This window comes from Nosocomiicoccus sp. HMSC059G07, assembly GCF_001815515.1.
Taxonomy (GTDB): Bacteria; Bacillota; Bacilli; order Staphylococcales; family Salinicoccaceae; genus Nosocomiicoccus; species Nosocomiicoccus ampullae_A.
Map to the genome: position 1 here is coordinate 195,866 of NZ_KV820808.1, position 25,297 is coordinate 221,162.

Sequence of the window (25,297 nt, forward strand, 5' to 3'; positions counted from 1 at the left end):
GACTAAATATCTCCTTTTAACCAATTTTTAAACGGAATAACCGGTTCATTGTTTGATTCTTTTTTTATACTATTCAATATTTTTTCGACATAACTTAATGATGTAATATCATTTTTATAGGCAATATCAACGCCTTCCTTGATTTGATCTACAGAATATCCATCATCTCTTAACCACGCCGTCATACGTTCATACTCACTCGGTCCGAGCGTTCGTCCATATAGCTTTTCAATATATTGAAATAGATCACTCACATCATTTTTTGTATAAGTATGGATAGCTTTATTTGTTATGATATTTTCAAGTTTTTTATACAGCGGATTAAAATCGTAACTTTCTACGTGTTTTCCACTAACCACTTTATTATTAATTCCAATAAATTGATTAGCAATTAAATGTTGTATTAACTTTGATAGTTCTTCACGAGTAAAAGTTGAACCGTCAATAATATCATCAAATGTAACTTCTGTTAGACCGTCATTACTATAACTCATTAGACGGATTAAAAGCATCGTCATCTTTTCATCGAGCCCAATAGTTGCATAGTGATCGATTAAAATTTTATTGACAGGAATATTTATATATTTAATATATTCATCCATCCTACTCTCTCCTAGTCGCTAACAATAAAGAGATATTAGCAACTAATATCTCTTTAGATCGATTATTTGTTTAAATATTTGTTAACAAAAGTTTGAATACGTTCTATCGCTTCAGAAAACTTTTCTTCACTTAATGCATAACTGAAACGTAAGTTTGAGGGTATACCAAATGCAGATCCTGGTACGAGTGCTACGTACTGTTCTTTCAGTAGCTGTTCAGTGAACTGATCAACACTTTCAAAATTACATTTTTCAACGAGTTCACTCACATCAGGGAATAAGTAAAACGCTCCATTTGGTTTTGCACATTTTATATACGGAAGCTTTTGAAGTTGACTATATGCGTGATCTCTTCTTTTCTTAAATGTTTCATTATATTCTTTTAAGTATGAATTATCTAACTCATAAGCTTTTAATGCTGCGTACTGCGCAGGTGTTGTAACGTTTGAGACAGATTGACTTTGAAGTTTAGACATCGCTTTGATTAATTCTTTGTCACCACAAGCAAAGCCGATTCTCCATCCCGTCATTGCATATGATTTACTAACACCATTAACGACAATTGTATTTTGTTTCATCTTTTCACTCATTTGAGCGATTGAGTAATGCGCGCCTTCATAAACGAGCACTTCGTAGATTTCATCTGAAACGATAATAATATCTGTTTCATCTAAGTAATCTGCAAGTCTTTGAAGCTCTTCTTTACTGTAAACTGCACCAGTAGGATTGTTCGGTGAATTTAATACGAGAGCTTTTGTTTTATCTGTCACGTACTGATCTAATATTTCAGGTGTAAGTTTATAGTCTGTTTCACTTGTCGTTTCAGCAATTACCGGTACACCTTCTGCAAATTTTACTTGATCACCATAAGATACCCAGTACGGAGAAGGAATAATTACCTCATCTCCCGGGTTTAAAATCGCAAAGAATATATTAAATAATACTTGCTTTGCACCTGCACCGACAAAAATTTCATCGACTGAGTAATCCAAGTTATTATCACGTTTCATTTTGTCTTTTATTGCTTCACGTAGTGGCAAAATACCAGGTGTTGCAGAGTATTTTGTTTGCCCATTTAACGCTGCTTCATGTGCTGCTTCTATTACTTTTTTTGGAGTGTTAAAATCTGGTTCCCCGGCAGATAAACTGATGACGTCATTTCCTTCTTCTTTTAGGCGACGTCCTAAATTTGTTATCGCTATTGTCGGACTTGGCTGTAAGAGGTCCATTCTATTTGAAATTTGCACTTTGTTTCCTCCTAAAAATCATATTAATATAATTATAATCTAGATAACATCTCAATGAAAGCGGTCCTATCACCGTGTATAAGACTTTTCTCATTAAAGTACTTTAAAAATGCATTACGATACGGTTTCTCGAGCAATCGCTCATCAAATAGCACAACACGGCCACGGTCAGAATCATCTCTTTTAATGCGCCCAACAATTTGTCTAAACATAAATACTGCATCAGGCAGGTCGTGTTTATAAAAATGTCTAAAACCTTTACCTGTTGGTACTGGGAAAGGTAACTTAGTTAAAAAGATTGTACGATCGTTTAGATTTTCCAAATTAATTCCTTCAGTAAAACTTTCAGTTGCGAGTAATATACAATTTTGAAGTTGATTATACTGAAGTAATAATTTACTAGGTGTATCGTTTTTATTTTGTTTGATAATAGGAATATCAAACAGTTCACCGTCTAGTAAAAATTGATAGACTTCGTTTAGCAATTTATAATTCGTAAATAAAACGATTACTTTATCTTCTTTAATTGAATGATAAGTCGATAAATAATCGACTAAATCTTCAATATATGAATCTCTATCATTTAGGTCGTGAATATCGTTCGGTATAAATAGTTCTACTTCTTTAAACAAATTATCATTAGCAATTATTTTTGTATCAAATTCATCTAAAAACCACGGTTCTAGATGGTTAAATGATCCATTAACTTCTAATGTACCAGAAATTAAAACTTGTCCGTGTAGCCCTTTTAAATGATGAAATAGACGGTCTTTACTATTATTGTTAACGAGTAACGCTGTTTTTTGATAATTATTGTCTTGATGGATAGTATAATTATCTAACGTTAAACTCTTTTGCATATCTTTTAATTTAAACTGGAAATGCTTTAAATAATTATAAAGAGATTCATAATTGTTCGTGTCGACAATCGATTTTAGAACGAAATCGATTAAGTAATTTGAGTGATTTAATTGTTGAATTGCTCGTTTTATTTCCTCGATACGTAATGATGAAAATACATCATCGATTGTTTTATTTAAATCTGTAAGCATACGTACAAGAAAGTCTTTTGCTCGAATATCATTATGTTCAAGATATTCTTTTAACATTTTATCTTTATTGTTTATACCGATTTGAGATAGTAAAAATTTAAGGTCCATATATTTATATTCTGTGATAGACTGACGCTCTACAGTATTTAACACTTGGTGTGCTTCATCGACAATTAAATACTTATTATCGAGTTCTGATAAGCACTCTTCAATAAAGTAATGATTTGTAATGCAAATACGGCTATTTTTTGCATGTTCCACTGCTCTATTATAAAAATAATTGTCATTAGAATTGATTTGAAAATGTGCAGTGTCATAGTAAAGTCGTTCTGGTCCTTTTAATGAAATCTCACCTAAATCACCGGTCATCGTCTCTGTTAACCAAACGAGCAATTTCATTTTTAACATGACAATTTCATAGTTATCATCTTTAAAACTTAAGAGCTTTAAAATGGTATCTATGTCGACGTAATTTGTTTTTCCTTTTAACATAGATACTGGTAATTCATTTAATTTAGACGACTCCAGAAGACGAATTAAACTTTGATAATACATTTGATCTTGTAAAATCTTCTTACTTGTAGAAATCAATACATGCTGATTTGTCTCATTTGTATATACGATACTCGCGATTAGTATTGCTTCTGTTTTACCTAGTCCCGTATAAGCTTCTAGAGCAATATTTTTATTTTCTTTTAGTGCACTATAAATCGTATATATTAAATCGAGTTGATCTTGGCGATGCTTAAAGTTATTTTGATCTATAAAATTTTTATACAAGTCCTCTATTGTAATTTTGTGATTTGATTCAAAGTTAAATTTTGGATGTTGTATAGATAGTGACTGCACTGTATAATCCGCGTCTCTATGATTATTTTCACTTAGAGAAGCAAATAAAAGATCACTGACATTTGTTTCGAGATATTTTGAAATGTTATATAGACGTATTATCGTCTCTTTGTCGAGTTGATTAATTCGCTCTAAAATTTTAATAAATAGTTTTGCTGTTGCAAGTGCATCATCATAGGCACGATGTGCATGTTTTAAAGATAAATTAAGAGTCTCAGACAACATACCAAGTTGATAAGAATTGAGTGTAGGGAAAAATATTTTAGATAAATCGACTGTATCGAGTGTTAAGTGTGGTTGAAAATGAATACCTGTATTTTGGAATGCGACTTTTAAAAAATTAAGATCGAATTCAATATTATGTGCGATGAAACAACAGTTTTCTAGTAATTCGTATACTTCATTTGAAATATCGTTAAACTTCGGTGCTCCTTTAATATCCTCTAATGTAATAGAAGTTAATTCTGTTACAAAAGCTGGTATATCAGAAGCATCCGACAATAAAGTACTATATGAATTGATTACTTCGTTATTTTTTACAAATACAATGCTTAACTCGATGATATGATCTTTTAATGGATCATTACCTGTTGTTTCTAAATCCACAACAGCAAAACAACTGTCTAACATACTAAATCCCTACTCTTCTATATCTGCACTCAAAACTGATTTAATTTGACCGTCTCGGTCGATTACTTTCAGTATACCAAAATCATCTATATCTATCGCTGTAGCCTCATACTGTTCTGAAGGTGTTGTGATGATAATTTCTTTACCTAATACGGTTGAATAACTGACATACGTATCTCTAATCATACTAAAATCATTTTTTAAAAATAAATCATAATACTTTTCTATATTTTGAAAGAGTGTTTTTACAAATGCTCCAACATCTATCTCTTCATCAGCAAAAGTTTCTAATGCAGCTTTCTTACCTACTTCAGATGGTGAATTGAAAATATTTACACCAATACCACAAACGATAGTATCAAATTGACCGTCTGGGATCATCTCTGTTAAAAAACCACAAAGTTTTTTGCCTTCTACGTATATATCGTTCGGCCATTTTATACCAATCGGACGATTTATAAAGCGTTCAATTGTTTTTGTAATAGCGAGAGCAATAAATAAATTAAACTGCATAAGTTTGTCTCGATTTACATTTGGGCGAACGACAAACGTGCTATAAAACCCACAATTATCTGGTGATTCAAATTCTCTTTTAAATCTACCGACACCTTGTGTTTGATGTAGAGACGACACGACAAAAGAATTTTCAATTTCAAATAGTTTCTCTTTAGCTATTGTTTGTGTCGATGTCACGACATCTTCAAAAATGATATATTTAAAATATTTACTATTCTCTGCTGATTGTAAAACTGACTGTTTAATGATATTCATTGTGCACCCACTCTATAATTGCGTCAAAATCGTTTGGTAATGTTTCGAACAATATTTGGCGTTCAATTTCATCTAATAACTCTTTTAGCCATGGTCCACCACGTTTATTTAAAGAATTCATTAAATCGTTACCGTTCACTGCAAGGTCTTTTTTACTTTGAATTGTTAATGATTCTTTCTTTTGAATTGCTTCTAATAGGTCATCTTCCATATTTATATTTAATGCAGAGTTATCACTTAAGATTTTTAACATATTTTTTAACAACATTGTGTCGTATTTATAGGCAACAATGACTGTTTCTAATTTGTTTTTTAAGTCATCGTATAATTGAATTGAAGTGTTTATATACTTTTTGTCTTCATTCGATAGTTTTAATTCATTTTTAAATGAGACACTATCATTGAATAATAACTGTATAATAATCTCATTATTTAATGTATGTACTACAGACTTTTTTAAATCATCTTTACCCACACGATTAAAAAATGGAATGTATTTATACATATCGCTTTCTATTAGTAATCTTTTAGACGCTTCTATATTTATACCCTTATATAGCTTTTTCAATTCTTGCACAATACGTTCTACCGATATATGTTGAACGTTAGAAACTAACTTTTTAATCGCATTATATGAATCTTCATTTAAATCAAATTGTAGTTGAGACATAAAGCGTAATGCACGTAACATTCTAAGTGCGTCTTCATTAAATCGTTCGTCTGGATTACCGACGGTGATAATTTCTTTATCCTCTATTGCGGATTGTCCGTCATAAGGGTCATACAGCTTAAAATGTTTGTCCATTGCGATTGCATTCATCGTAAAATCACGTCTTGCGAGATCTTCTTTTAACGATGTTGTAAATTCAACACTGTCCGGACGTCTAAAGTCTGAATACGTCGTTTCAGTACGGTACGTCGTCACTTCATAAGGTGTTTTGTTAATAACGACTACAATAGTCCCATGCTCAATACCAACATCTATCGTATGTTTAAATAATGCTTCAATTTGTTTCGGTAGCGCATTTGTCGTGATATCGATATCACCGACTGATTTACCCATACAATAGTCTCTAACTGATCCTCCAACATAATATGCTTCAAATCCGTTAGATTCTAATGTATCTAGAATAAATTGTCCTTCTTTAAATGCGTTCTTATTTGTCATCGTTATTGTCCTTAATAATCGATCTGTATAAGTCTTCATATTGAGCGACGATTTCTTTTTCTGAGAAACGACTTCTGACGTCTGTAATCATCGCTTCTCTCATCTCGTTATATAACGCTTCGTTTGTCATAAGCTCTACTGCATATTGAGCTGCATTTTCTTTATCCATCGGATCAACGATAAATCCTGTTTTTTCATGTTGAATCACTTCAACAATTCCTCCCGCATTTGAACCAATTGGAACACAGCCACAGTTCATAGCTTCAAGAAGTGCAAGACCAAAACTTTCTTTTAAACTCAGTAACATAAATAAGTCACTCATCTTATAAAATGACGTCATATCTGATTGTCGTCCGACGAGATGTACGTTATCACCAACTCCTAGTTCATGTGCCAAGTCATATACAACACTCATTTCTGGTCCATCCCCAACTAACACAAGATCACTTTTAACTGATTCTCTAACTAATTTAAAAGCTTCTACAATTGTCGTTATGTTTTTAATTTTTCTAAAGTTGGATGAATGAACAATGACTTTAGAATCTTCATCAATACCAAGCTGCTGTTTCATACGACTTCTAACTACTTTAATATTGTCACGATTAAATCGTTTTTCATCGACAAAGTTATAAATTGTTTTAATCTCTTTATTAGGTTGAATCATTTCTTCTGTTTGCTTTTTTAAACTATAAGACACAGCCGTTGTAATATCAGATTTCTCGATACCAAAGCGAATTGCAGGCTCTAAACTTCTATCATGACCTAGTACTGTAATATCTGTACCGTGAAGTGTTGTTATAATACCTACGTCACGTTTTGACATTTGATTTGCTAAAATACCTGCAACCGCATGAGGAATTGCATAATGCATATGTATACAATCTAATTGATGTACATCGATGACTTCAGCAATTTTCGACGCGAGTGTAATATCATATGGTCTATATTTAAAAACGTTATAATCATTAATTTCTACTGTATGGACATAAATGTTTGAGTAGTTTCCTGCGAGACGAAATGGAACACTTGATGATATAAAATGGATTTCATGACCGAGTTTCGCCATCTCAATTGCGAGTTCAGTCGCAACAATTCCACTTCCACCAACACTTGGATAACATGTTACTCCTATTTTCATTTAAATCCTCCTAACATACGTATTCTTTATAAGTATAATAAAGAATAGTTCTATTGTGAATTAAAAAAACTACTCAATAAATATTGAGTAGTTTAGTTATTACGTGCTATGAGTATTAAACGAACGAGCTCTGCGATAGCAGTTGCTGTTGCTGCTACGTATGTCATTGCTGCTGCACTTAATACTTTTTTAGCATGTCTGTATTCTTTTTCGTTAACGATATTTAAACGTTCTATTTGTTTCATCGCTCGATTTGATGCGTCGAACTCAACAGGTAATGTGACGATTTGGAATAATACAGCGAATGCAAATAGTCCAATACCACCCCATAATAGGTAAGTTCCAAGAGTCGGACCAGATGATTGCATACCAGCTGTTAAAACGATACCTGCCATAATCAAGAAGAAAGCAAAGTTACTTCCGAATTGTGCAAGAGGGAAAATCGCGGCTCTTAAATTTAAAAATTTGTAGCCAGTTGCGTGTTGAATCGCGTGCCCTACTTCGTGTGCTGCAACTGCTGTACCAGCAACTGATGGTTTGTCATAGTTATCTGGTGATAATACGACTACTTTTTTCCCTGGATCGTAGTGGTCTGTTAAATGGCCTTTGCCTCTTAGTACTTCTACGTCATAAATACCATTTTCTCTTAAAATTAACTCCGCAACTTCCTTACCAGTTAAACCACTCGTCGAACGTACTCTACTATACTTTCTAAACGTAGACGTAACATTCATTTGAGCGAGCATAGGTACGATTAATAGAATTGCGAAATAGATAATATACATTAACATAAAACAACTCTCCTATTCTCACTTTACATCATACTTTAATTATTAATTTAAAGTCAACGCATACGATTTATTGGAACTAACGTTTTAAGTAGTATTAAAACGATAACCGTTAACCAAAACGATAAATAACCAATATGATCACTAAAGCGGTCTAATGACCCGTATTTTGGGTATTGCATATATACATAATCAATCACATCGTTGTGGAATAGCCAAAAGGCTGTTACATAAAAATGCCACGGTTTTATCTCTAAATGTGGTAAAAATAAAAATGCTTGAAGTGCCATAATGCTATGAGAAAAAATAAGCATGACACCGACAGGTGTTATCATATTTATCTCTATAAAATATAAAAAGTTCATAATTACAGCCCAAACACCGTATTTGATTAATGTCGTAAAAGCTAATGCGTCGATGAGACCATATTTTTTATTAAATAAAATCGCTAGTATGACGATACATAAGAATAAAGTTGCAGTTGGACTATCAGGAACAAATGGATAAAAATACCATTCAGTAACGGATAACTGCCCTCGGTACCAGTAGTAACCATAAATGGTACCTAAAAAGTTAGATATAAATAACAAAATTAAAAATGTTCTATTATACATTAATTGATAAAGATAATGAATCATATATTCACCTATAAAAATACCCTCAATGCGTGCTTGCATCGAGGGTACGATTTAATTATTTTTCACCAGTGTTTTCAGCGTTCTTTTTATCTGTAAGTTCAAGGTTTGCTATGAATTTAGAGATTTCGTCAATCTCTTCTTCAGTCAGCGTATCTTTGAACGCTGGCATAGTTTGTGTACCGTTTTCTACGAAAGCTTTAACAGTTGCTTCATCCAGCTCAGGAGTTACTAAGTCTGGACCAGATGCTCCTGTTAATTCTCCTCCGTGACAACTTGTACAGTTCGTTCTAATTAATTCATTGAATACTGGATCTTCTGCATCTAAGTTAGAAAACACAATTTTACCTTGTTCAGATTGTTGCTCCCAATCGTGATATGCAACTGATTCCCATGTTGCATAGAAAATAATTGCTACAGAAACTACCATTAAGCTTGTTGCTACTGGACGTTTTTTCCAGTTTCTATGTTTAGAGTTATCTAACCAAGGCATTAATAGTAATGCACCCATTGCTAGACCAGGAATAATAATCGCACCAACTACGTTGAATGGACCTGAAGCATATGTGTACTTTAGAATCTGGTATAAGAATAAGAAATACCAGTCAGGTAACGGAATGTAACCTGTGTCAGTTGCATCAGCCATTCTTTCAAGAGGTGCCGGGTCAGCAACGATTAAGCATAGGAAACCGACTAAGAATACCGCGCCCGTTAACCACTCTTTTAATAAGAAGTCGGGATAGAATTCTTCTGTTCTACCAGGGAATTCTGAGTAGTCGCGATTTAATTTCGGCTTTTCGTAGCTTTGAACTCGTGAGTCTCCAACAAATTTAAGACCTTTACCGCGCTTCATTGATTTCTACCTCCCCTTAAATTAGGTCCTATAGTGGACCTGAAATTCCTTGTCTACGTATTAGGATAAAGTGTATCCCCATTAATACAAATAATGCCGCAGGTAGGAAGAATACGTGAATCGCAAAGAATCTTGTTAATGTTTGTGCTCCTACAATTTCAGCATCTCCTGCGAGTAATGTTTTAATCCATTCACCGATAAATGGAACTGATTCAGCAATATCTAAACCAACGTTAGTTGCGAATAATGCTTTCATATCCCATGGTAGTAAGTATCCTGTGAATGCTAATCCAAGCATAACCATGAAGAGTAGAACACCTACAACCCAGTTTAACTCACGTGGAGATTTATAAGCACCTGTAAAGAATACTCTTAGCGTATGTAAGAACATCATTACAACTACTAAACTTGCACCCCAGTGGTGCATACCGCGAACGATCATACCAGCCGCAACATCGTTCTGTAAGTAATATACAGAATTCCAAGCGTTAACGATGTCTGGTACGTAATACATTGTTAAAAACATACCGGATAGAACCTGAATTACTGTAATGAAGAAAGTTAATCCACCAAAACAGTAGACGAATGCTGAGAAGTGATAGGCAGGGTTAACGTGCTCAGGCACTTCGTGATCAGCGACGTCTCTCCATATCGGAGTGATATCAATTCTATCATCAATCCAATCGTAGATACGATTTAGCATAAAATCCCTCCTATTTTACTCAAACAAGCGTGTTCTCTTTTTTCTTACCAATTGTAATGTACCCATCTTTTTCTCCAACCTCGAACTCATCTAATGGTCCACGTGGAGGTGTTCCTGGTACGTTGTTACCATCTTTAGTGTACAGTCCGTTATGACAAGGACAGAAGAACATATCTGGGTTACCATCGTCTCCAGCCCACGTTACTGTACAACCTAAGTGTTTACACACTGGTGATAAACCGATGAGCTTATTACCATCTTTGTAGACCCATGCGAAGTTTGTAACTTCACTTTCGTACCAAGCATCTTGTTGAGTAAATGTGAAATCAACCTTTTGAGGTTCTTCTGTTATTTCACTTACTTTAACGCTCGTAACGATTTCGTCACCTTCAGCATCTGTCTGGAATAATGGATCTAAAGCGAATCTACCCATTGGTAGAATCATTCCGGCTGCCATAAAAGAACCGACACCCATTAATGAATAGTTTAGAAATTGGCGTCGAGTAACTTTATTTGACATTCCATTTCCCCCCTCAAACTTACAAACTTTTCTATATTAATAACTAAGACATATTAAGTTTATCCTATTAAATAAGCACGGTCAATAAGTCTTTTCATATTTTAGACAAACTTTTATTGATTCCAAAATTGAATAATTTGTTTTAATACATTTGTCATCTCATCTTTTACTAGAGATTGCATCACATCAGGCTCCATTGTTTCTAAAGGAATGCTATTTAGCTTAATGAGTTCTAAGTCGTTGATATCACGTGGATTCACAGTTAATACAACGACGTGTTTAAAGCCAAATTCCTTTAATTGAGCACCATAATCTGAGACGTGTGACACGTCGTTGTTAATTACAGAAAATAAGGGTGTGATAAGTAATCGACCTTTTAGTTGTTTCTCTAGCAAATAAATTACGTGTTGCATGAGTTCAATGTTATTTGCGTTCTCTTGTCTTCTATTTGTAATATCAATATCTATGACAGGTATAATCGCAGTGTCTACAAATTCAATTTCATCTTGTATAAGAGATAAGTCTTGATAATTATATAGCATTAAAATCCCTCTTTAATAATTATATTCTAAAAATGATCGATATCATCTTGTATACGTTCTAACTCTAACTGCCATTCTGGATTTGATGGTTCCAGTGCAATCAACTGTTGTAAGATATCTACTCGTCGTTCATCTCTAATTTCGCTTAGATAAGAATAATAATCTGATAAAAATTCAACGTTATCTTTTAAAAACTTAGCAGCTTCTTCAAAATATTGCATTGCATTTTCATCATTTTCATTTCGCGCTTCAATCGTTCCAAGTAAATGAAGTGCTTCAGGTGATAATTCTTTAATATCTAAATGTTTTATATAATCGTTAATTTCATCAGTCGTATCGGACTCTAATATACTTTGAAATAATTTTAATAGTGCATCTTCATACTCAATATCTAATTCAGTTGCACGCTTAAAATAACCTTTAGCATCTTCTAAAGAACCGAGCTTTAAGCTTAAACGACCGAGATGGTAAAACATTAACGGATTTAGATCATCGATGACGACGTAATCTTTTAATAGCTCAGTCGCACCTTCAAAATCGTACTCTTTTTCTTTAATCTTCATAAGTAAAATATATGCGTTCGTATAGTACGGTTCATTTTTTATAACGTTCTCTAACATTTTCTCAGCTTCATTATATTGTTCTAGCTGGAAGTGAACGAGACCTTTTAAGAAATAGTCATCATTTTCTAGTTCATGGTCCTCTACTTCATTGAAATAACTTAATGCCATTTCTGACTCCATTAAATTACTATAAATGTTAGCAAGTCTTAAATTAATGTTAATATTGTTGATACGGTCAACTGTCTTTAACGTGTTTTTATAATAATAAATTGCTTCTGTTAAATTACCTTCATAATAATATAATTCAGCAATTGCAAAATCTATAATTGCGTCATTACTTAAAGAACGAGCTTTCATTAAATGCTTTAATGCGACATCGTTTAAATGCATTTGTTGAAATACTTCTGCTTTTAAAAATAACACAGTCGGTGTTTCTTTTGCCTCATTTAAGAGAAGTAAGGCATTATCTATGTCGCCATTTGTAATATAAATATCAATGAGATAGGAAAGTATATTATCATCGTGTTCATTAGACTCATATAGATATTTAAAAATTGTTAGTGCATAATTTTTTTCACCAATTGAATCTAATAAATCTCCTAAGACAAAAAGAAGCTCTTCGTCTTCTTCTGTATAATAAGTTAGATGATTAATAACCGCTTCAATCGTCGCTTGATTATACGTTCCTGTTTTTAACTCATCAATTGCCTTCGTAATTGTATTATTCATAGTCCACCTCTATTTTCAGTGATTCAATATCTTTTAATATATTTGGGTACGACACGTTTAAATGAGTCGTATCATCGATATTGAGTCGTTGATTCATTTTTATTGTCATAATGATTAGCATCATAATGATTCGGTGATCGCTATAACTTTTTAATTCTTCATTTGCTTTTTGTAAGTTTTGGTTCTCTAATATTTCAAATCCATCATCATAAATATTAAAATCTGCACCGAATTTTTCTAGTTCACGTGTGACCGCTAATATGCGATCAGTTTCTTTAACTCGTAATTCGTGTGCATCCCGTATTATACTTTTACCATTCGTAAAGAGTCCGAGGACTGTAAGAATTGGAATTTCATCGATTAGCTTTGGAATTAATGGCCCGTCTATAATAAACGGTTTTAGATTTTCCTTATATTTTACGCGGATATCTCCATACGGTTCACCGGCGTTATTTCTTTCTAAAACTTTAATATCTGCACCAATCATTTTAAAAACAGTAATAATGCCATCTCTAGTTTTATTTAGAGATACGTTTTCTATAGTTATATCACTTCCAGGAATAATTGCTGCAAGAACCATTAAAAATGCAGCACTTGAAATATCACCAGGAACGGCAACCTCTTTTCCTAATAAATTATAGCCAGGGTGTACGGTAATCGTATTACCATCAGTATGAATATTCGCTCCAAAATCTTCTAACATACGTTCAGTATGATCTCTAGAAATATCTTTTTCAATGATCCTCGTTGGACCTTTTGCTCCTAACGCTGCAAATATAATTGCACTTTTTACTTGAGCACTTGCGATTGGCATATGATACGTAATACCGTTTAGAGATTTTCTTTTAATATTAATTGGAGGAAAATTTTCACGTGTAAGTTCTATAGACGCGCCCATTAGCTCAAGTGGTGTCTTTATACGCTGCATTGGACGTTTTTGTATCGTTTCGTCACCATTAATAGTTGCATTGAAGTTTAAACCCGCAATAACCCCTGTTAAAAGTCTTGTTGTTGTACCGCTGTTTCCGGTATATAGTATGGTGCTAGGTTCTCTTAGTGACTCCACACCATTACTTTTTATAACGATTTTCTCATCTATTAATTCAATTGATACACCGAGCTGTTTCATAGAATCGATTGTCATTAAAATATCATCACTAATTAACGGACGATATATTGTCGTCGTACCTTTACTTAAACTCCCTAACATAACTGCACGGTGCGTAATTGATTTATCTCCAGGTACTTCTATCGTGCCTCGAAATCTCTTTTTATATTTATCGATCATATAATCTCCTGAAATTCTTTTAAATAATGTGTTAATTCATCGATACATATATTATCAAACTTTGGTGTACCGAATGCTTCAAGTAAAACGAATTGAATTTTTTCAGTTTCATTATTCTTTTTATCGTGTGACATCCGTTCAATTAAACTCGGAATATTGAGTTCGTTTAAATAAGACACGTCATAACCAACTGATTTAAAATATTCGACATATTTTTGTAAATTGAATGATTTATTTAGTCGCTCATTTGAAACATAAAGCATAAATAATAAACCTAAGACTACCGCATGTCCGTGCTTTAATTGATATTCATATTCTAATGCATGACCTAATGTATGTCCTAAATTTAATGCTTTACGGACGTTAGATTCAGTTTCATCTTCTGTGACATATCTAAGTTTTGTTTTAATACCAGTAATAATAAATGGCTCTAGTTGTTCTATGTTTATACAACGTCTATTTTGATGCATTAAATTTTCTACAGTAATTTGATCATTTAACATTGCATGTTTAATGACTTCTCCGAATCCACTGAGTATTTCTTCGTCATCTAACGTCTTTAAAAAGTTTAAATCAAAAATAACTGCTTTTGGACGATAAAATGTGCCGACTAAATTTTTTCCATGTGGACGGTTAATTGCGGTTTTACCACCGACAGATGAGTCGTGACTAAGAAGTGTAGTTGGAACGTGTATATAATCGACACCACGAAGTATAATACTTGATAATAACGCACCCGCATCCCCTGTCGCGCCACCACCGATAACGACGATTAAACTATTTCTTTTTATATTTAAATCTAATAGTGAATCAATTGTATTCATAACGGGATTAATATGCTTAAAAGCTTCACCTCTCGGTGCTTTTATTACATGATTAAGCTGTGAAAATTTAGTTTCATATAATTCATATACATATTCATCGATAATATAATAGACGTCTTTATAGTCTTTTGTGTAATCATGAATAAGTGTGTCATAAATATTATGACCGACATGAATCGTATAATTGTCATCATTATAAGCCGTTTTAATGTCCATTAGTATTCCTCTAAACGCTGATTATATTTTTTTATATTTTCTTGAATATCTGAGAAATCATCGCTACCAAACTTATCCAATATCGCTTTTGTAATCTCGATTGCAACCATATGTTCTGCGACGATACTCGCTGCCGGAACAGCAGTTGGATCACTACGTTCAATCGTCGCCTTAAATGGTTCTTTCGTGTCGATATTGACACTCATTAATGGTTTATAAAGTGTTGGTATTGGCTTCATTACTCCGCGTACGACAACAGGCATGCCTGTTGTCATTCCACCTTCAAAACCACCTAAATTGTTTGTTCGTCTCGTAAATCCATCGTTAGGATTATATAGAATTTCATCATGGACTTGACTGCCTGGATAGTCAGCCATCTTGAATCCCATTCCAAATTCTACACCCTTAAATGCGTTAATGCTAACGATAGACTGTGCTATTTTACCATCGAGTTTTGTATCGTAATGTACGTGTGAGCCAAGTCCAACAATCGGATTTTTAACGATGACTTCTACAACTCCACCGAGCGTATCTCCAGCTGCTTTTGTTTGATCGATTAACAATTCAGCTTCTTTAGTTTTGTCATCCGAAACCATTCGAACAGAAGATGATTCTTTATTATTTTTAATTTCATCAAACGTATATGTGCCGTCATCTATAACTGTACCTATTTGAACGACACGACTTGTCATTTCAATATTTAAAGCGTGCAATAACTCTTTACAGAGTGCTCCAACGAGTACACGTGCTGTCGTTTCTCTTGCTGATGAACGTTCGAGTACGTTTCTTAAGTCTCTGTGATTATATTTCATTCCACCGACTAAATCAGCATGACCAGGTCTTGGTTCTTTAATCACTCTTCTCATCTTTTTAATTTGTTCATCTGTAATCGGTTCAGACTGCATCACGTTTACCCATTGTTTGAAATCATCGTTATTCACTTCCATTTGAACGGGACTGCCTAACGTATAGCCATGTCTTACGCCACTACCAAATTCAAATGTGTCTTTCTCTATTTGCATACGGCGACCTCGACCGTATCCACCTTGACGCATGAATAATTCCTTAGTCATACGTTCTTTATTGATCGGAACATTTGAAGGAAATCCTTCAACAATCGCCGTCACTTTTTTACCATGAGATTCACCTGCTGTTAAAAATCTCATTGAATCCACCTCTTATTTATATAAAATAAAAAGCTGAGTAGTTATACTCAGCCTTGTTATCATTAATAGATCCAATCTTTATTGATTAAGCTATAATCGATAAGCTCTGATTCATCAAAGAAAAGATTAATTTCACGCTCAGCACTTTCAGGTGAGTCTGAACCGTGAATAATATTTTTACCAACTGTTAAACCAAAGTCTCCGCGGATTGTTCCTGGAGCTGCTTCTTGAGGGTTTGTAGCACCAACAACTAAGCGAGCAGTACTGATGATGTTTTCACCTTCTAAAACCATTGCGAATACTGGTCCTGAAGTAATGAAGTCTACTAACTCACCGAAGAATGGCTTTTCGCTGTGTTCACCGTAGTGAGTTTTAGCAAGCTCATCTGATACTTGCATTAATTTTGCACCTACAATTTTAAACCCTTTGTTTTCTAAACGCTCAACGATTGGTCCAATAAGGTTTCTTTGAACGCCGTCTGGTTTAATCATTAAAAATGTTCTTTCCATTTGACATAATCTCCTTTAACTAGTCTCTGTATATCATATCATTTATGAGTAATAAATGTCACTTTAATTTAATCTGTCTCTCAGTTTTTCTACTACTTCAACTAAATATTCTTTAATTGGTGACTCAATATCCGTCACATTTTGTAATGCGTCATCTAAATATTTATTACTTATTGCTTTTGACTCTTGAATCGCATTAGATTCTAATATATATTTGGATAATTCTTCACTGTTTGCTCTATGCTTACTATACTTTTTTAACATTGATCTAAATGTGCTATCTTTATTTCTGAGTAATAGTACAGGTAATGTATAATGACCATTTTTTAAATCTGAAAATTTAGGTTTACCAAGGATTTTTTCACTAGCTGTAAAATCTAAATAGTCATCTATAATTTGAAAACTCATTCCAACGTTATATCCGTATTCAATCAAAGATTTAAGTACTTTTCGATCAACATTGGTAGCAAATGCTCCAAGTTTAATACTTAATACGATGAGTAACGCTGTCTTTTTATAAATTTTATCTAAATAATTATCTATTGTCTGCATATCGTCAAACTGAGTATCGAATTGGAATAGCTCTCCCTCTACAATTTGACGCATCGCAAGAGCATATGTGTCGTGAAACTCTTGATGTTCTATGTGAGACACTGCTTCTATCGCACTGGAAATTAAAAAGTTACCTGTATTAACTGCTTGAAAGTAACCATGTTTATAAAACGTAGTCTTACGTTTTCTTCTCGTCTCTGAGTCATCGATAATATCATCATGAACTAAGCTTGCCATATGAATTAGTTCTAAACTCGCTGCAGTTTTAATTAAATCATTATATTTATCTTTGTCCCCTAATTTACCAACGAGAAGTGCAAGTGATGGTCTAAGCTTTTTACCGCCTGTGACGTATAAATTAAAACTTTCATCGTTTACTATAGAAGTTCCTGGGTCTAGATTCTTTTTAATATACGCCTCTATTTTCTTTAAATCAGGCTTTATAAAAGATTTAAACGGTTTTGTCATAATCAATCGGTTTATATGCTAAATGGGTTGCAGCCATACCCATGTTATGAGGGACTATTTTTATATTTGTAAACCCAGTTGAATCCATTAAATCTTTTAACTCTTCTTTTGATAGAAAATCTCTCGTTGACTCATAGAGCCATTTGTACTCTTCGCCACTTTTCGCAAAGATTTTTCCAAATAATGGCATGATTTTACCGAAATATATGTTAAATAATGTCGCAACGACTTTGTTATTCGGATTAGATGTTTCTAGAATAACGAAATGACCGCCTGGTTTTAGGACTCTAGCCACTTCAATAAGCGCTTGTTTATAATCTGGTAAATTTCTTAAACCAAAACCAATCGTAATCAAATCAAACGAATTATCTTCAAACGGTAAATCCATTGCATCACCTTGAAGTAACTCTACATTTTGAAGATGTTTCACTTTACTCTCTGCAACTTTTAGCATGTTTTCACTGAAGTCTAATCCAATTACATTTACATTAGGATTACTTTCAGCAAGTTGAATTGTCCAGTCACCAGTTCCACAACATAGATCTAATACATTATCATCATCGTGAAGAAAAATTTCAGACATCGTCTTTTTACGCCATACATCATGTTGTTTAAAACTTATAATGTCATTCATTTGGTCGTAATCTTTTGAAATTGTGTTAAATATATTTTGTATTTTATTATCTTTCATTATTTTCACCATCATCTAAAAATGCTTCAATCGTTTTATCTATAGTGTTACTGATATATCCATTTGAAATTAAATAATCAATCGGCGTAAACAATAACTCTTTTTTATTTTTAAACGATAATTGATTCATTTCATAACATTTTGATTTTTTTGAGATTGATTGTTTTGTTAGCACTACTATATCAGATAGTATTTTGTAATGACCTTTATCTGCCATCGCACTGTAAAACTCTGTCATTAATAAATCATTGTATAAAATATGTGTTTCGACTGTATCTTTGTTAGGCTCTTCATCGAGTAGAAGTAATGCGATATTAAATTTTATAACAGCTTCAATCATTTCTTTATCTTTAAATAAATAATATGTATCATCAGTTAGTTCATTTACAAAATTTGAATATTTGTTTTGAATGTCATCATCAAAATAAGTCATAATTTCACTTAACGCCAACAAAAAAATCACCCTTATAAATGAATAGACCTAACATCAGTTAGGTCTATTAAAATTCTTATTTTACTGCGTCTTTTAGAGCTTTACCTGCTTTGAAAGCTGGTACTTTAGATGCTGCAATTTCAATTTCTTCACCAGTTTGTGGGTTACGTCCTTTACGTGCAGCACGCTCACGTACTTCGAAAGTACCGAATCCGATTAATTGAACTTTTTCACCTTTAGTTAGTGATCCTTGGATTGCTTCGAAAACTGCGTCTACAGCAGCACCTGCATCTTTTTTAGTAAGATCAGCTTTGTCGCTTACTACGTTAATTAAATCAGTCTTGTTCATAATTAAATGACCTCCTAGATTCTATATAATGATTAATCATTATGTTTTGACTTTACCACAGGAATGCCGTCACTTCAACATATTTCAGCATTCTTTAGTATATTATTATTTATTTGCTTCTTTTTTTATTTTGCTCGTCATAAAGATAACATTATTGTTTTCATCGACGGTTAATTCTGGACTGTAAATCGGTACGACAGGTGTATGTTCATATAAGACGTGGCGTACGTCTTCGCCAGGTTTAAACGATAATTCTTGGTCATCAATGATATGTTGCACATCTTCACGATAATCAACTAAAAATTCTTCTCCACCATTAAAATATACGTTTAATGAATTACCTGTATATGGGCTCGTAACTGTTGGATTTTGATCGAGATGATAATGGTCTAAATCTAACATATAAACGTTTGGACCGACCATATCACCTAATTTAACATGATCACTAAGTACGTTTAAACGAGTCGTTAACGAGCGAATTGTGTTCGTAATTCTTAAATCTGCGATTTTTACTTTAGGGTCTGTATCTTCATCGATAATGACATATTGATAATGTCCACCATTTTCAAACGCTGTCGGTGGAATATCACTAATATAGTCCGGAACTAATTTGTTAAAGTCTACTTGGTATTGTAAATACTCTCTATTTTCTAGATGATTTTCAGTTGTTTTAAATGGTAATAATCCATCGTTATCTTCTTGGAATTGTTTGACTGCGTTCTCGACCATTTTAATTTGTGATTCTTTTGGCTGTGCATTTTTATCACGCTCACTCTGTGGATACATACAAGCACTTAGTAAGAGTGAAACTGATAATAAAACGAATAGTTTTAATGCGTTACGCATGGTTACTGCCTCCTAATACGAGTATCATTGTTATAAATGCAAATATTAGAAGTAACCATGCAATAATTGACATGATAATACTTACGAAACGATATGGCATTTTATAACGTGAGATATATATTAAGAGTGCCGCAAGTGCCATCGCACCCATCGAATAAAACGACACCCACATTAAATCCATTCTAGATATATCAAACATTTTATTTCTCCGCTTCTAAATGATTTCTCATAATTTCTAATAAACCTTCCGTTTCAGACTTTCTTTCTCTCATCATTAAAGAGATTAAAGCATCTGTCTCAGAGATTGATTCAAATAAATATTCGTACAATACATTCGTAATCGGCATATCGACGTCGTGAATTTTTGCAAGCTCGTATGCTGCTTTTGTCGTGTTAACACCTTCGACGACCATTCCCATATTTTCAACAATATCGTCGAGTGACTGTCCACTAGCGAGCATCTTCCCACATCTGAAGTTTCTAGAATGTTCACTCATCGCTGTTACAATTAAGTCACCGACACCTGTTAATCCCATAAAAGTTAAAGGATTCGCACCCATTTTAGTACCGAGTCTTGCGATCTCATGAAGACCTCGCGTAATAACAGCAGATTTTGTATTATCTCCAAATCCTAGACCATCTAAAATACCAATTCCAAGGGCGATAATATTTTTAAGCGCACCGCCTACTTCCACGCCAATTAAGTCATTGTTTTCATACACTCTAAAGTATTTATTTATAAATACATCTTGAATTTGCTTTTGACCTGTTTTATTTATTGAGGCTGTACTTACTGTTGTCGGTTGTTTTAATGCGATTTCCTCTGCGTGTGATGGTCCACTTAAAATTGCGACGTCTATATAATTTTTTTCGTCAATTTCTTCAATGATAATTTCAGACACACGTTTATGAGTACCTAGTTCTAATCCTTTAGCAACGTGACATATTAACACTTGTTTATCTAATTCATTTAAATAATCGTTAATTTGTTTACTTACAGTTCGGACTGCTTTTACTGGAACTGCGAGTATTAATATATCACCATGCTTAATAGCATCTTTAAGATCATCTGTCGCTTTAATTGTCTCACTTAGCGTAATATCTTTTAAATAGTTTTTGTTCGTATGATCTTTGTTGATTTCTTGAACAGTACTTTTATTTCTGCCGTACATTAGTACATGATGATTGTTAGAATCGAGTATCATTGAAAGACTTGTACCAAAACTACCTGTCCCTATAATTGTTATATTCATAAAACTCTCTCCTATATTAATTTCGACGACGTGTAATGATATGAATTGGTGTTCCTGTAAAGTCAAAAGCTTCTCTTAAACGATTTTCTAAGTATCGCTTATAACTAAAATGCATGAGCTCTGGATCGTTTACAAAAACTACAAACGTCGGTGGTGCGACGCTGACTTGAGTCCCGTAGAAAATATTTAATCGTTTTCCTGTCTTATCTGTCGGTGTAGGATTCATTGCAACACTATCTACTAGCACTTCGTTTAACGCACTCGATTGAACGCGTTGCTTATGTGCATTATCGGCTGTATGAATAAGTGGGAATAACGTATGCACACGACTTTTAGTTTTCGCTGAAACGAATGCAATTGGTGCATAATCTAAAAATCTAAATTGATCTCTAATCTTTAGTTCGAATTTACGCATCGTTTGTGTATCTTTTTCAACGGCGTCCCATTTGTTAACGACTATAACAATTGCTCTTCCTGCTTCATGTGCAATTCCTGCAATGCGTTTATCTTGTTCTCGAATACCTTCTTCGCCGTTTAAAACGAGTAAAACTACGTCGCTTCGTTCAATCGCAACGTTAGCTCGTAATACCGAATATTTTTCTGTGTTTTCGTACACTTTTCCTCGTTTACGAATACCCGCTGTATCGACAAATGTATAGTTAAACCCGTCTTTTTCAAGTTTTGTATCGATAGCATCTCGAGTCGTCCCAGCAATATTCGAGACAATAACACGATCTTCGCCGAGTATTGCGTTGACTAAACTAGATTTACCAACGTTCGGTCGTCCAATTAAAGAAACTTTAATTGAGTCATCTTCATCGACTTCATAGTTTAATGTACTAAAGTTTTCAATGACTTTATCTAGAACATCTCCTAATCCTAAACCATGAGAACCAGATACTGGATAAGGGTCGCCTAGACCTAATTCATAAAACTGATATATTTCTGAACGCATTTCGTATGAATCGATTTTATTGACCATTAATACGACAGGTTTTTTTGAACGATGTAAAATATTCGCAACGTGAACATCATCATTTGTAACACCTTCACGTCCATTTACAACCATTACTATTACATCAGCTTCATTAATTGCAATTTCTGCTTGTACTGAAATTTCATTTTGGAATAAGTTGTCATCGAGTTCAATTCCACCAGTATCTATGATATTAAATTCATGACCGAGCCAATCTCCTGTAGCATATATTCGGTCTCTTGTAACGCCTGGAGTATCTTCTACAATTGATTTTCTTTCTCCAATAATTCTATTAAATAACGTGGATTTTCCAACGTTCGGTCGTCCCACGACTGCTACTGTAGGTATCATTCAACTTCCCTCATTTCTCTTATATTTTATCATAACTCTAATTTTATTCTATAAAAAAATAAAGAGCGAGTTCCCTCGCTCTTTTACGTATGATTAAAGACCTAAATCTTTAAGTTTGTCACCTAAAATATCTCTTAATGTAGGTGCATCGTCTTCTTCGTCTTTATAAACTGTTTTATCTTTTTGTTGAACTGGACGTTGTGGTTTTTCTTTTGTTGCTTTAATTGAAAGTGATGTTTTCTCGTCTTCTTCGTTGAATCCGATAATTTTAACATCGACTTCTTCTTCTGCTTTTAATACGTCTTGTGGGTGTTCAACATGATCATATGAAATTTCTGATACGTGAACAAGCCCCTCTACACCTTCAGCAACTTCTACGAAAGCACCGAAGTCTACTAGGCGTTTAACAGTTCCTTTTACAACGTCGCCGACTTTATGCTCGTTGAAGAATTTATCGAACGGGCTGTCTCCAGCTTGTTTAATTGAAAGTGATACTCTTTCGTTATCTTTGTCTACTGAAAGAATTTTTACATTGACTGTGTCTCCAATTGAAACAGCATCTTCAACGCTATCTACTCTGTTGTAGTCAATTTCTGAGATGTGTACGAGCCCATCTACACCATTAACATTAACGAAAGCACCGAAGTTTGTTGTACGAACGACTTCACCTTCAACGACTTCACCTTCTTCAAGTGAATCGAAGTTTTTAAGTAACTCTTCTTTTTCAGCTGCTTCTTCTAAAACGCGTCTGTTTAAAATAATACGGTTATTGTCTGGATCAACGTCTTCAACTTTAACGTCTAGAGTTTGACCATCAAATTGAGTAAGGTCTTCAACGAACTGCGTTGAAATAAGTGATGCAGGGATGAAACCACGTGCACCGACGTCAACAACTAATCCAGCAGGAACAACCTCAATTACTTCTGCTTGAATTGTTTCATCGTTTTCTTTTTTAGATTTTAAGTCATTGTATGCTTCTTCTGTCTCATATTGACGCACAGAAACAACTACTGTTGACTCATCTTCGATTTTAATTACTTTAGCTGTAAGCTCATCATCAAGACTTACAATCTCATCTGTTGTATCAATTCGTTTTGAAGTTAATTGACTAATTGGAACGACTCCAGTCGTACCGTCTTCAAGTTCAACTTCTACAAACTTTTCTTCAACTTTAGAAACTTTACCAGTTACAACGTCGCCTTCGTTGTATTTAGACTCAACAGTTTCTGTGTTTTCAACTTCTAAGTTTTCTTCAAATTTTTCTTCGTTTGTCATACCGTTATCCTCCAATTTTAAAACGCTTAATACTATTAAGTTCCTATAAATCTAGCTATTTGTCAAGGTGTAAAGGTCCATTTAACAAATTATTTAGATTATTTTCTAAAATTTTCGTAATATCTTTTCTCTTTAAACCATCTTTCCTTAACTCATCTGTATATATAGGTTGACCGAATATAATCGTTACGCCCTTTTTATCATCATAATTTCCACGTACAGCAACTGGAACAATCGGCGCTTTTGCACTCATTGCGATAAAGCTTGCACCTTCTTGAAGAGGTCTTAACTCATCATTTCTATCTTTATTACGTGTCCCTTCTGGAAACATTAACAGCATGCGTCCCTCTTTTAATGCCTCAATCGACGTTTTTAATGCCGCACGATCTCCTTTACCTCTATTGACAGGTATTGCATTTAAATTACGGATTGCTGCACCGAATAATTTGTTTTTAAACAGCTCGGATTTTGCGAAAAATGACATCTCACGTTTTACGGAAATACCAATCGCTGGTGGATCGTGTAATGATTTGTGATTTGCAGCGAGTAAAACAGGCCCTTCTTTTGGAATGTTATTTTCACCGATGACTGTGATTTTATGACGCACTCGGTAATATAACGTCACAAATACTTTCATAACTTTATAAAACATTGTCGTTAATCCTTTCGCGTGCATAGTTTAAAATTGCCGACGCAACTTCGTCAATCGTCATATTATCAGTATTAATCTCTATTGCACTTTCAGCTTTTTTTAACGGTGAATGTTCGCGGTTCATATCACTTTCATCACGTGCAATGATTTCTTTAATTAAATTATCTAATGTAATATTATTTCCACGAGCTTCTTCTTCAATAAGTCGACGTTTTGCACGAATTTCAGGACTCGCTGTTAAATAAATTTTTAACTCAGCATCTGGGATTACAACAGTACCGATATCTCTACCGTCCATTACGATACCTTTATCTGCTGCTATTTCGCGTTGCATATCGACAAGATAATCACGTACAAAATCGATTGAAGCAATAGAACTTACTCTATTTGTTACTTCACTATTACGTATATCTTTTGTAACGTTCGTATCGTTTAAAAATACATCTCCAGATTCACTAAAATTTATTTTAGCGTCTGTAATATTTGATTCAGTAAGTGATTCACTTAAATTCAGAGAATATAAAGTAACCGCTCGGTACATTGCACCAGTATCTAAATATTTATAATTTAATTGATTCGCAACAATTTTTGCGATGGTACTTTTACCAGCGGCAGCAGGACCATCAATTGTTATATTAATTTTTGACATTCATGACAC

Annotated in this window: 28 protein-coding genes; all 28 read right to left on the reverse strand. The window is 33.7% G+C overall.

The annotated features are described in order from the left end of the window. Positions 1–2: 2 nt before the first annotated feature. On the reverse strand, positions 3–602 hold the full coding sequence (locus HMPREF3029_RS04005; protein ID WP_070709946.1) for a DnaD domain-containing protein: 600 nt from the start codon (positions 600–602) through the stop codon (positions 3–5). A 62-nt stretch (positions 603–664) separates the two neighbouring features. Then, complete coding sequence (locus tag HMPREF3029_RS04010; RefSeq protein WP_144265401.1) at positions 665–1,849, reverse strand: pyridoxal phosphate-dependent aminotransferase; 1,185 nt, start codon at positions 1,847–1,849, stop codon at positions 665–667. Between the two features lie 32 nt (positions 1,850–1,881). After that, positions 1,882–4,380 (reverse strand): exonuclease domain-containing protein, encoded by a 2,499-nt coding sequence (locus tag HMPREF3029_RS04015; RefSeq protein WP_070709947.1) that lies wholly within the window; start codon positions 4,378–4,380, stop codon positions 1,882–1,884. Positions 4,381–4,389: 9 nt separating this feature from the next. Beyond that, a complete protein-coding gene (locus HMPREF3029_RS04020) occupies positions 4,390–5,151 on the reverse strand; it encodes a biotin--[acetyl-CoA-carboxylase] ligase (protein WP_068128451.1) in 762 nt (253 codons plus the stop codon). Next, positions 5,138–6,319, reverse strand: coding sequence for a CCA tRNA nucleotidyltransferase (locus tag HMPREF3029_RS04025; RefSeq protein WP_068128449.1), 1,182 nt, complete (start codon positions 6,317–6,319; stop codon positions 5,138–5,140). The genes HMPREF3029_RS04020 and HMPREF3029_RS04025 overlap by 14 nt, the downstream gene beginning before the upstream one ends. Beyond that, complete coding sequence (bshA, locus tag HMPREF3029_RS04030) at positions 6,309–7,457, reverse strand: N-acetyl-alpha-D-glucosaminyl L-malate synthase BshA (RefSeq protein WP_068128444.1); 1,149 nt, start codon at positions 7,455–7,457, stop codon at positions 6,309–6,311. The genes HMPREF3029_RS04025 and bshA overlap by 11 nt, the downstream gene beginning before the upstream one ends. 92 nt (positions 7,458–7,549) lie before the next feature. Beyond that, positions 7,550–8,248, reverse strand: coding sequence for a zinc metallopeptidase (locus HMPREF3029_RS04035; RefSeq protein WP_068128442.1), 699 nt, complete (start codon positions 8,246–8,248; stop codon positions 7,550–7,552). Between the two features lie 53 nt (positions 8,249–8,301). Beyond that, positions 8,302–8,883, reverse strand: a complete 582-nt coding sequence (locus HMPREF3029_RS04040) for a DUF1405 domain-containing protein (protein WP_070456530.1) — start codon at positions 8,881–8,883, stop codon at positions 8,302–8,304. Positions 8,884–8,938: 55 nt separating this feature from the next. Beyond that, entirely contained in the window at positions 8,939–9,733 is a 795-nt protein-coding gene (locus HMPREF3029_RS04045; protein WP_070456528.1) for a menaquinol-cytochrome c reductase cytochrome b/c subunit, read from the reverse strand. A gap of 28 nt (positions 9,734–9,761) precedes the next feature. Beyond that, on the reverse strand, positions 9,762–10,436 hold the full coding sequence (gene qcrB / locus HMPREF3029_RS04050) for a menaquinol-cytochrome c reductase cytochrome b subunit (RefSeq protein ID WP_040928134.1): 675 nt from the start codon (positions 10,434–10,436) through the stop codon (positions 9,762–9,764). Positions 10,437–10,455: 19 nt separating this feature from the next. Beyond that, on the reverse strand, positions 10,456–10,956 hold the full coding sequence (locus HMPREF3029_RS04055) for a Rieske (2Fe-2S) protein (protein WP_068128436.1): 501 nt from the start codon (positions 10,954–10,956) through the stop codon (positions 10,456–10,458). Between the two features lie 113 nt (positions 10,957–11,069). Beyond that, positions 11,070–11,498: a DUF2487 family protein gene (locus HMPREF3029_RS04060; protein ID WP_068128434.1), complete on the reverse strand. Its 429-nt coding sequence runs from the start codon at positions 11,496–11,498 to the stop codon at positions 11,070–11,072. A gap of 26 nt (positions 11,499–11,524) precedes the next feature. Then, positions 11,525–12,790, reverse strand: coding sequence for a tetratricopeptide repeat protein (locus HMPREF3029_RS04065; RefSeq protein WP_070709948.1), 1,266 nt, complete (start codon positions 12,788–12,790; stop codon positions 11,525–11,527). Then, entirely contained in the window at positions 12,783–14,078 is a 1,296-nt protein-coding gene (gene aroA / locus HMPREF3029_RS04070) for a 3-phosphoshikimate 1-carboxyvinyltransferase (protein ID WP_083314975.1), read from the reverse strand. The genes HMPREF3029_RS04065 and aroA overlap by 8 nt, the downstream gene beginning before the upstream one ends. Then, positions 14,075–15,118, reverse strand: a complete 1,044-nt coding sequence (locus HMPREF3029_RS04075; RefSeq protein WP_070709950.1) for a 3-dehydroquinate synthase — start codon at positions 15,116–15,118, stop codon at positions 14,075–14,077. The genes aroA and HMPREF3029_RS04075 overlap by 4 nt, the downstream gene beginning before the upstream one ends. Beyond that, positions 15,118–16,284, reverse strand: a complete 1,167-nt coding sequence (aroC, locus tag HMPREF3029_RS04080) for a chorismate synthase (protein ID WP_068128428.1) — start codon at positions 16,282–16,284, stop codon at positions 15,118–15,120. Before aroC ends, HMPREF3029_RS04075 begins: the two co-directional genes overlap by 1 nt. Before the next feature lie 62 nt (positions 16,285–16,346). After that, the gene (ndk, locus tag HMPREF3029_RS04085) at positions 16,347–16,793 is read right to left on the reverse strand and encodes a nucleoside-diphosphate kinase (protein ID WP_068128426.1); all 447 of its coding nucleotides are present in this window, start codon (positions 16,791–16,793) and stop codon (positions 16,347–16,349) included. 63 nt (positions 16,794–16,856) lie between these two features. Beyond that, entirely contained in the window at positions 16,857–17,813 is a 957-nt protein-coding gene (locus HMPREF3029_RS04090; RefSeq protein WP_068128503.1) for a polyprenyl synthetase family protein, read from the reverse strand. Next, positions 17,797–18,504, reverse strand: coding sequence for a demethylmenaquinone methyltransferase (locus HMPREF3029_RS04095; RefSeq protein ID WP_068128425.1), 708 nt, complete (start codon positions 18,502–18,504; stop codon positions 17,797–17,799). The genes HMPREF3029_RS04090 and HMPREF3029_RS04095 overlap by 17 nt, the downstream gene beginning before the upstream one ends. After that, positions 18,494–18,955: a hypothetical protein gene (locus tag HMPREF3029_RS04100; protein WP_068128423.1), complete on the reverse strand. Its 462-nt coding sequence runs from the start codon at positions 18,953–18,955 to the stop codon at positions 18,494–18,496. The genes HMPREF3029_RS04095 and HMPREF3029_RS04100 overlap by 11 nt, the downstream gene beginning before the upstream one ends. A gap of 58 nt (positions 18,956–19,013) precedes the next feature. Beyond that, the gene (locus HMPREF3029_RS04105) at positions 19,014–19,286 is read right to left on the reverse strand and encodes an HU family DNA-binding protein (protein WP_070709951.1); all 273 of its coding nucleotides are present in this window, start codon (positions 19,284–19,286) and stop codon (positions 19,014–19,016) included. Positions 19,287–19,391: 105 nt separating this feature from the next. Further along, a complete protein-coding gene (locus HMPREF3029_RS04110; protein WP_070456517.1) occupies positions 19,392–20,132 on the reverse strand; it encodes a hypothetical protein in 741 nt (246 codons plus the stop codon). Beyond that, positions 20,125–20,331: a DUF2768 domain-containing protein gene (locus tag HMPREF3029_RS04115; protein WP_083314976.1), complete on the reverse strand. Its 207-nt coding sequence runs from the start codon at positions 20,329–20,331 to the stop codon at positions 20,125–20,127. The genes HMPREF3029_RS04110 and HMPREF3029_RS04115 overlap by 8 nt, the downstream gene beginning before the upstream one ends. 1 nt (position 20,332) lies before the next feature. Next, positions 20,333–21,385: an NAD(P)H-dependent glycerol-3-phosphate dehydrogenase gene (locus HMPREF3029_RS04120; RefSeq protein WP_070456515.1), complete on the reverse strand. Its 1,053-nt coding sequence runs from the start codon at positions 21,383–21,385 to the stop codon at positions 20,333–20,335. A gap of 16 nt (positions 21,386–21,401) precedes the next feature. After that, positions 21,402–22,712, reverse strand: coding sequence for a ribosome biogenesis GTPase Der (gene der, locus HMPREF3029_RS04125; protein WP_070709952.1), 1,311 nt, complete (start codon positions 22,710–22,712; stop codon positions 21,402–21,404). A 93-nt stretch (positions 22,713–22,805) separates the two neighbouring features. Continuing rightward, complete coding sequence (gene rpsA, locus HMPREF3029_RS04130; RefSeq protein WP_070709953.1) at positions 22,806–23,987, reverse strand: 30S ribosomal protein S1; 1,182 nt, start codon at positions 23,985–23,987, stop codon at positions 22,806–22,808. A 55-nt stretch (positions 23,988–24,042) separates the two neighbouring features. Next, entirely contained in the window at positions 24,043–24,639 is a 597-nt protein-coding gene (locus tag HMPREF3029_RS04135; protein ID WP_040928147.1) for a lysophospholipid acyltransferase family protein, read from the reverse strand. Next, entirely contained in the window at positions 24,629–25,288 is a 660-nt protein-coding gene (cmk, locus tag HMPREF3029_RS04140; protein WP_070709954.1) for a (d)CMP kinase, read from the reverse strand. The genes HMPREF3029_RS04135 and cmk overlap by 11 nt, the downstream gene beginning before the upstream one ends. Between the last annotated feature and the right edge of the window lie 9 nt (positions 25,289–25,297).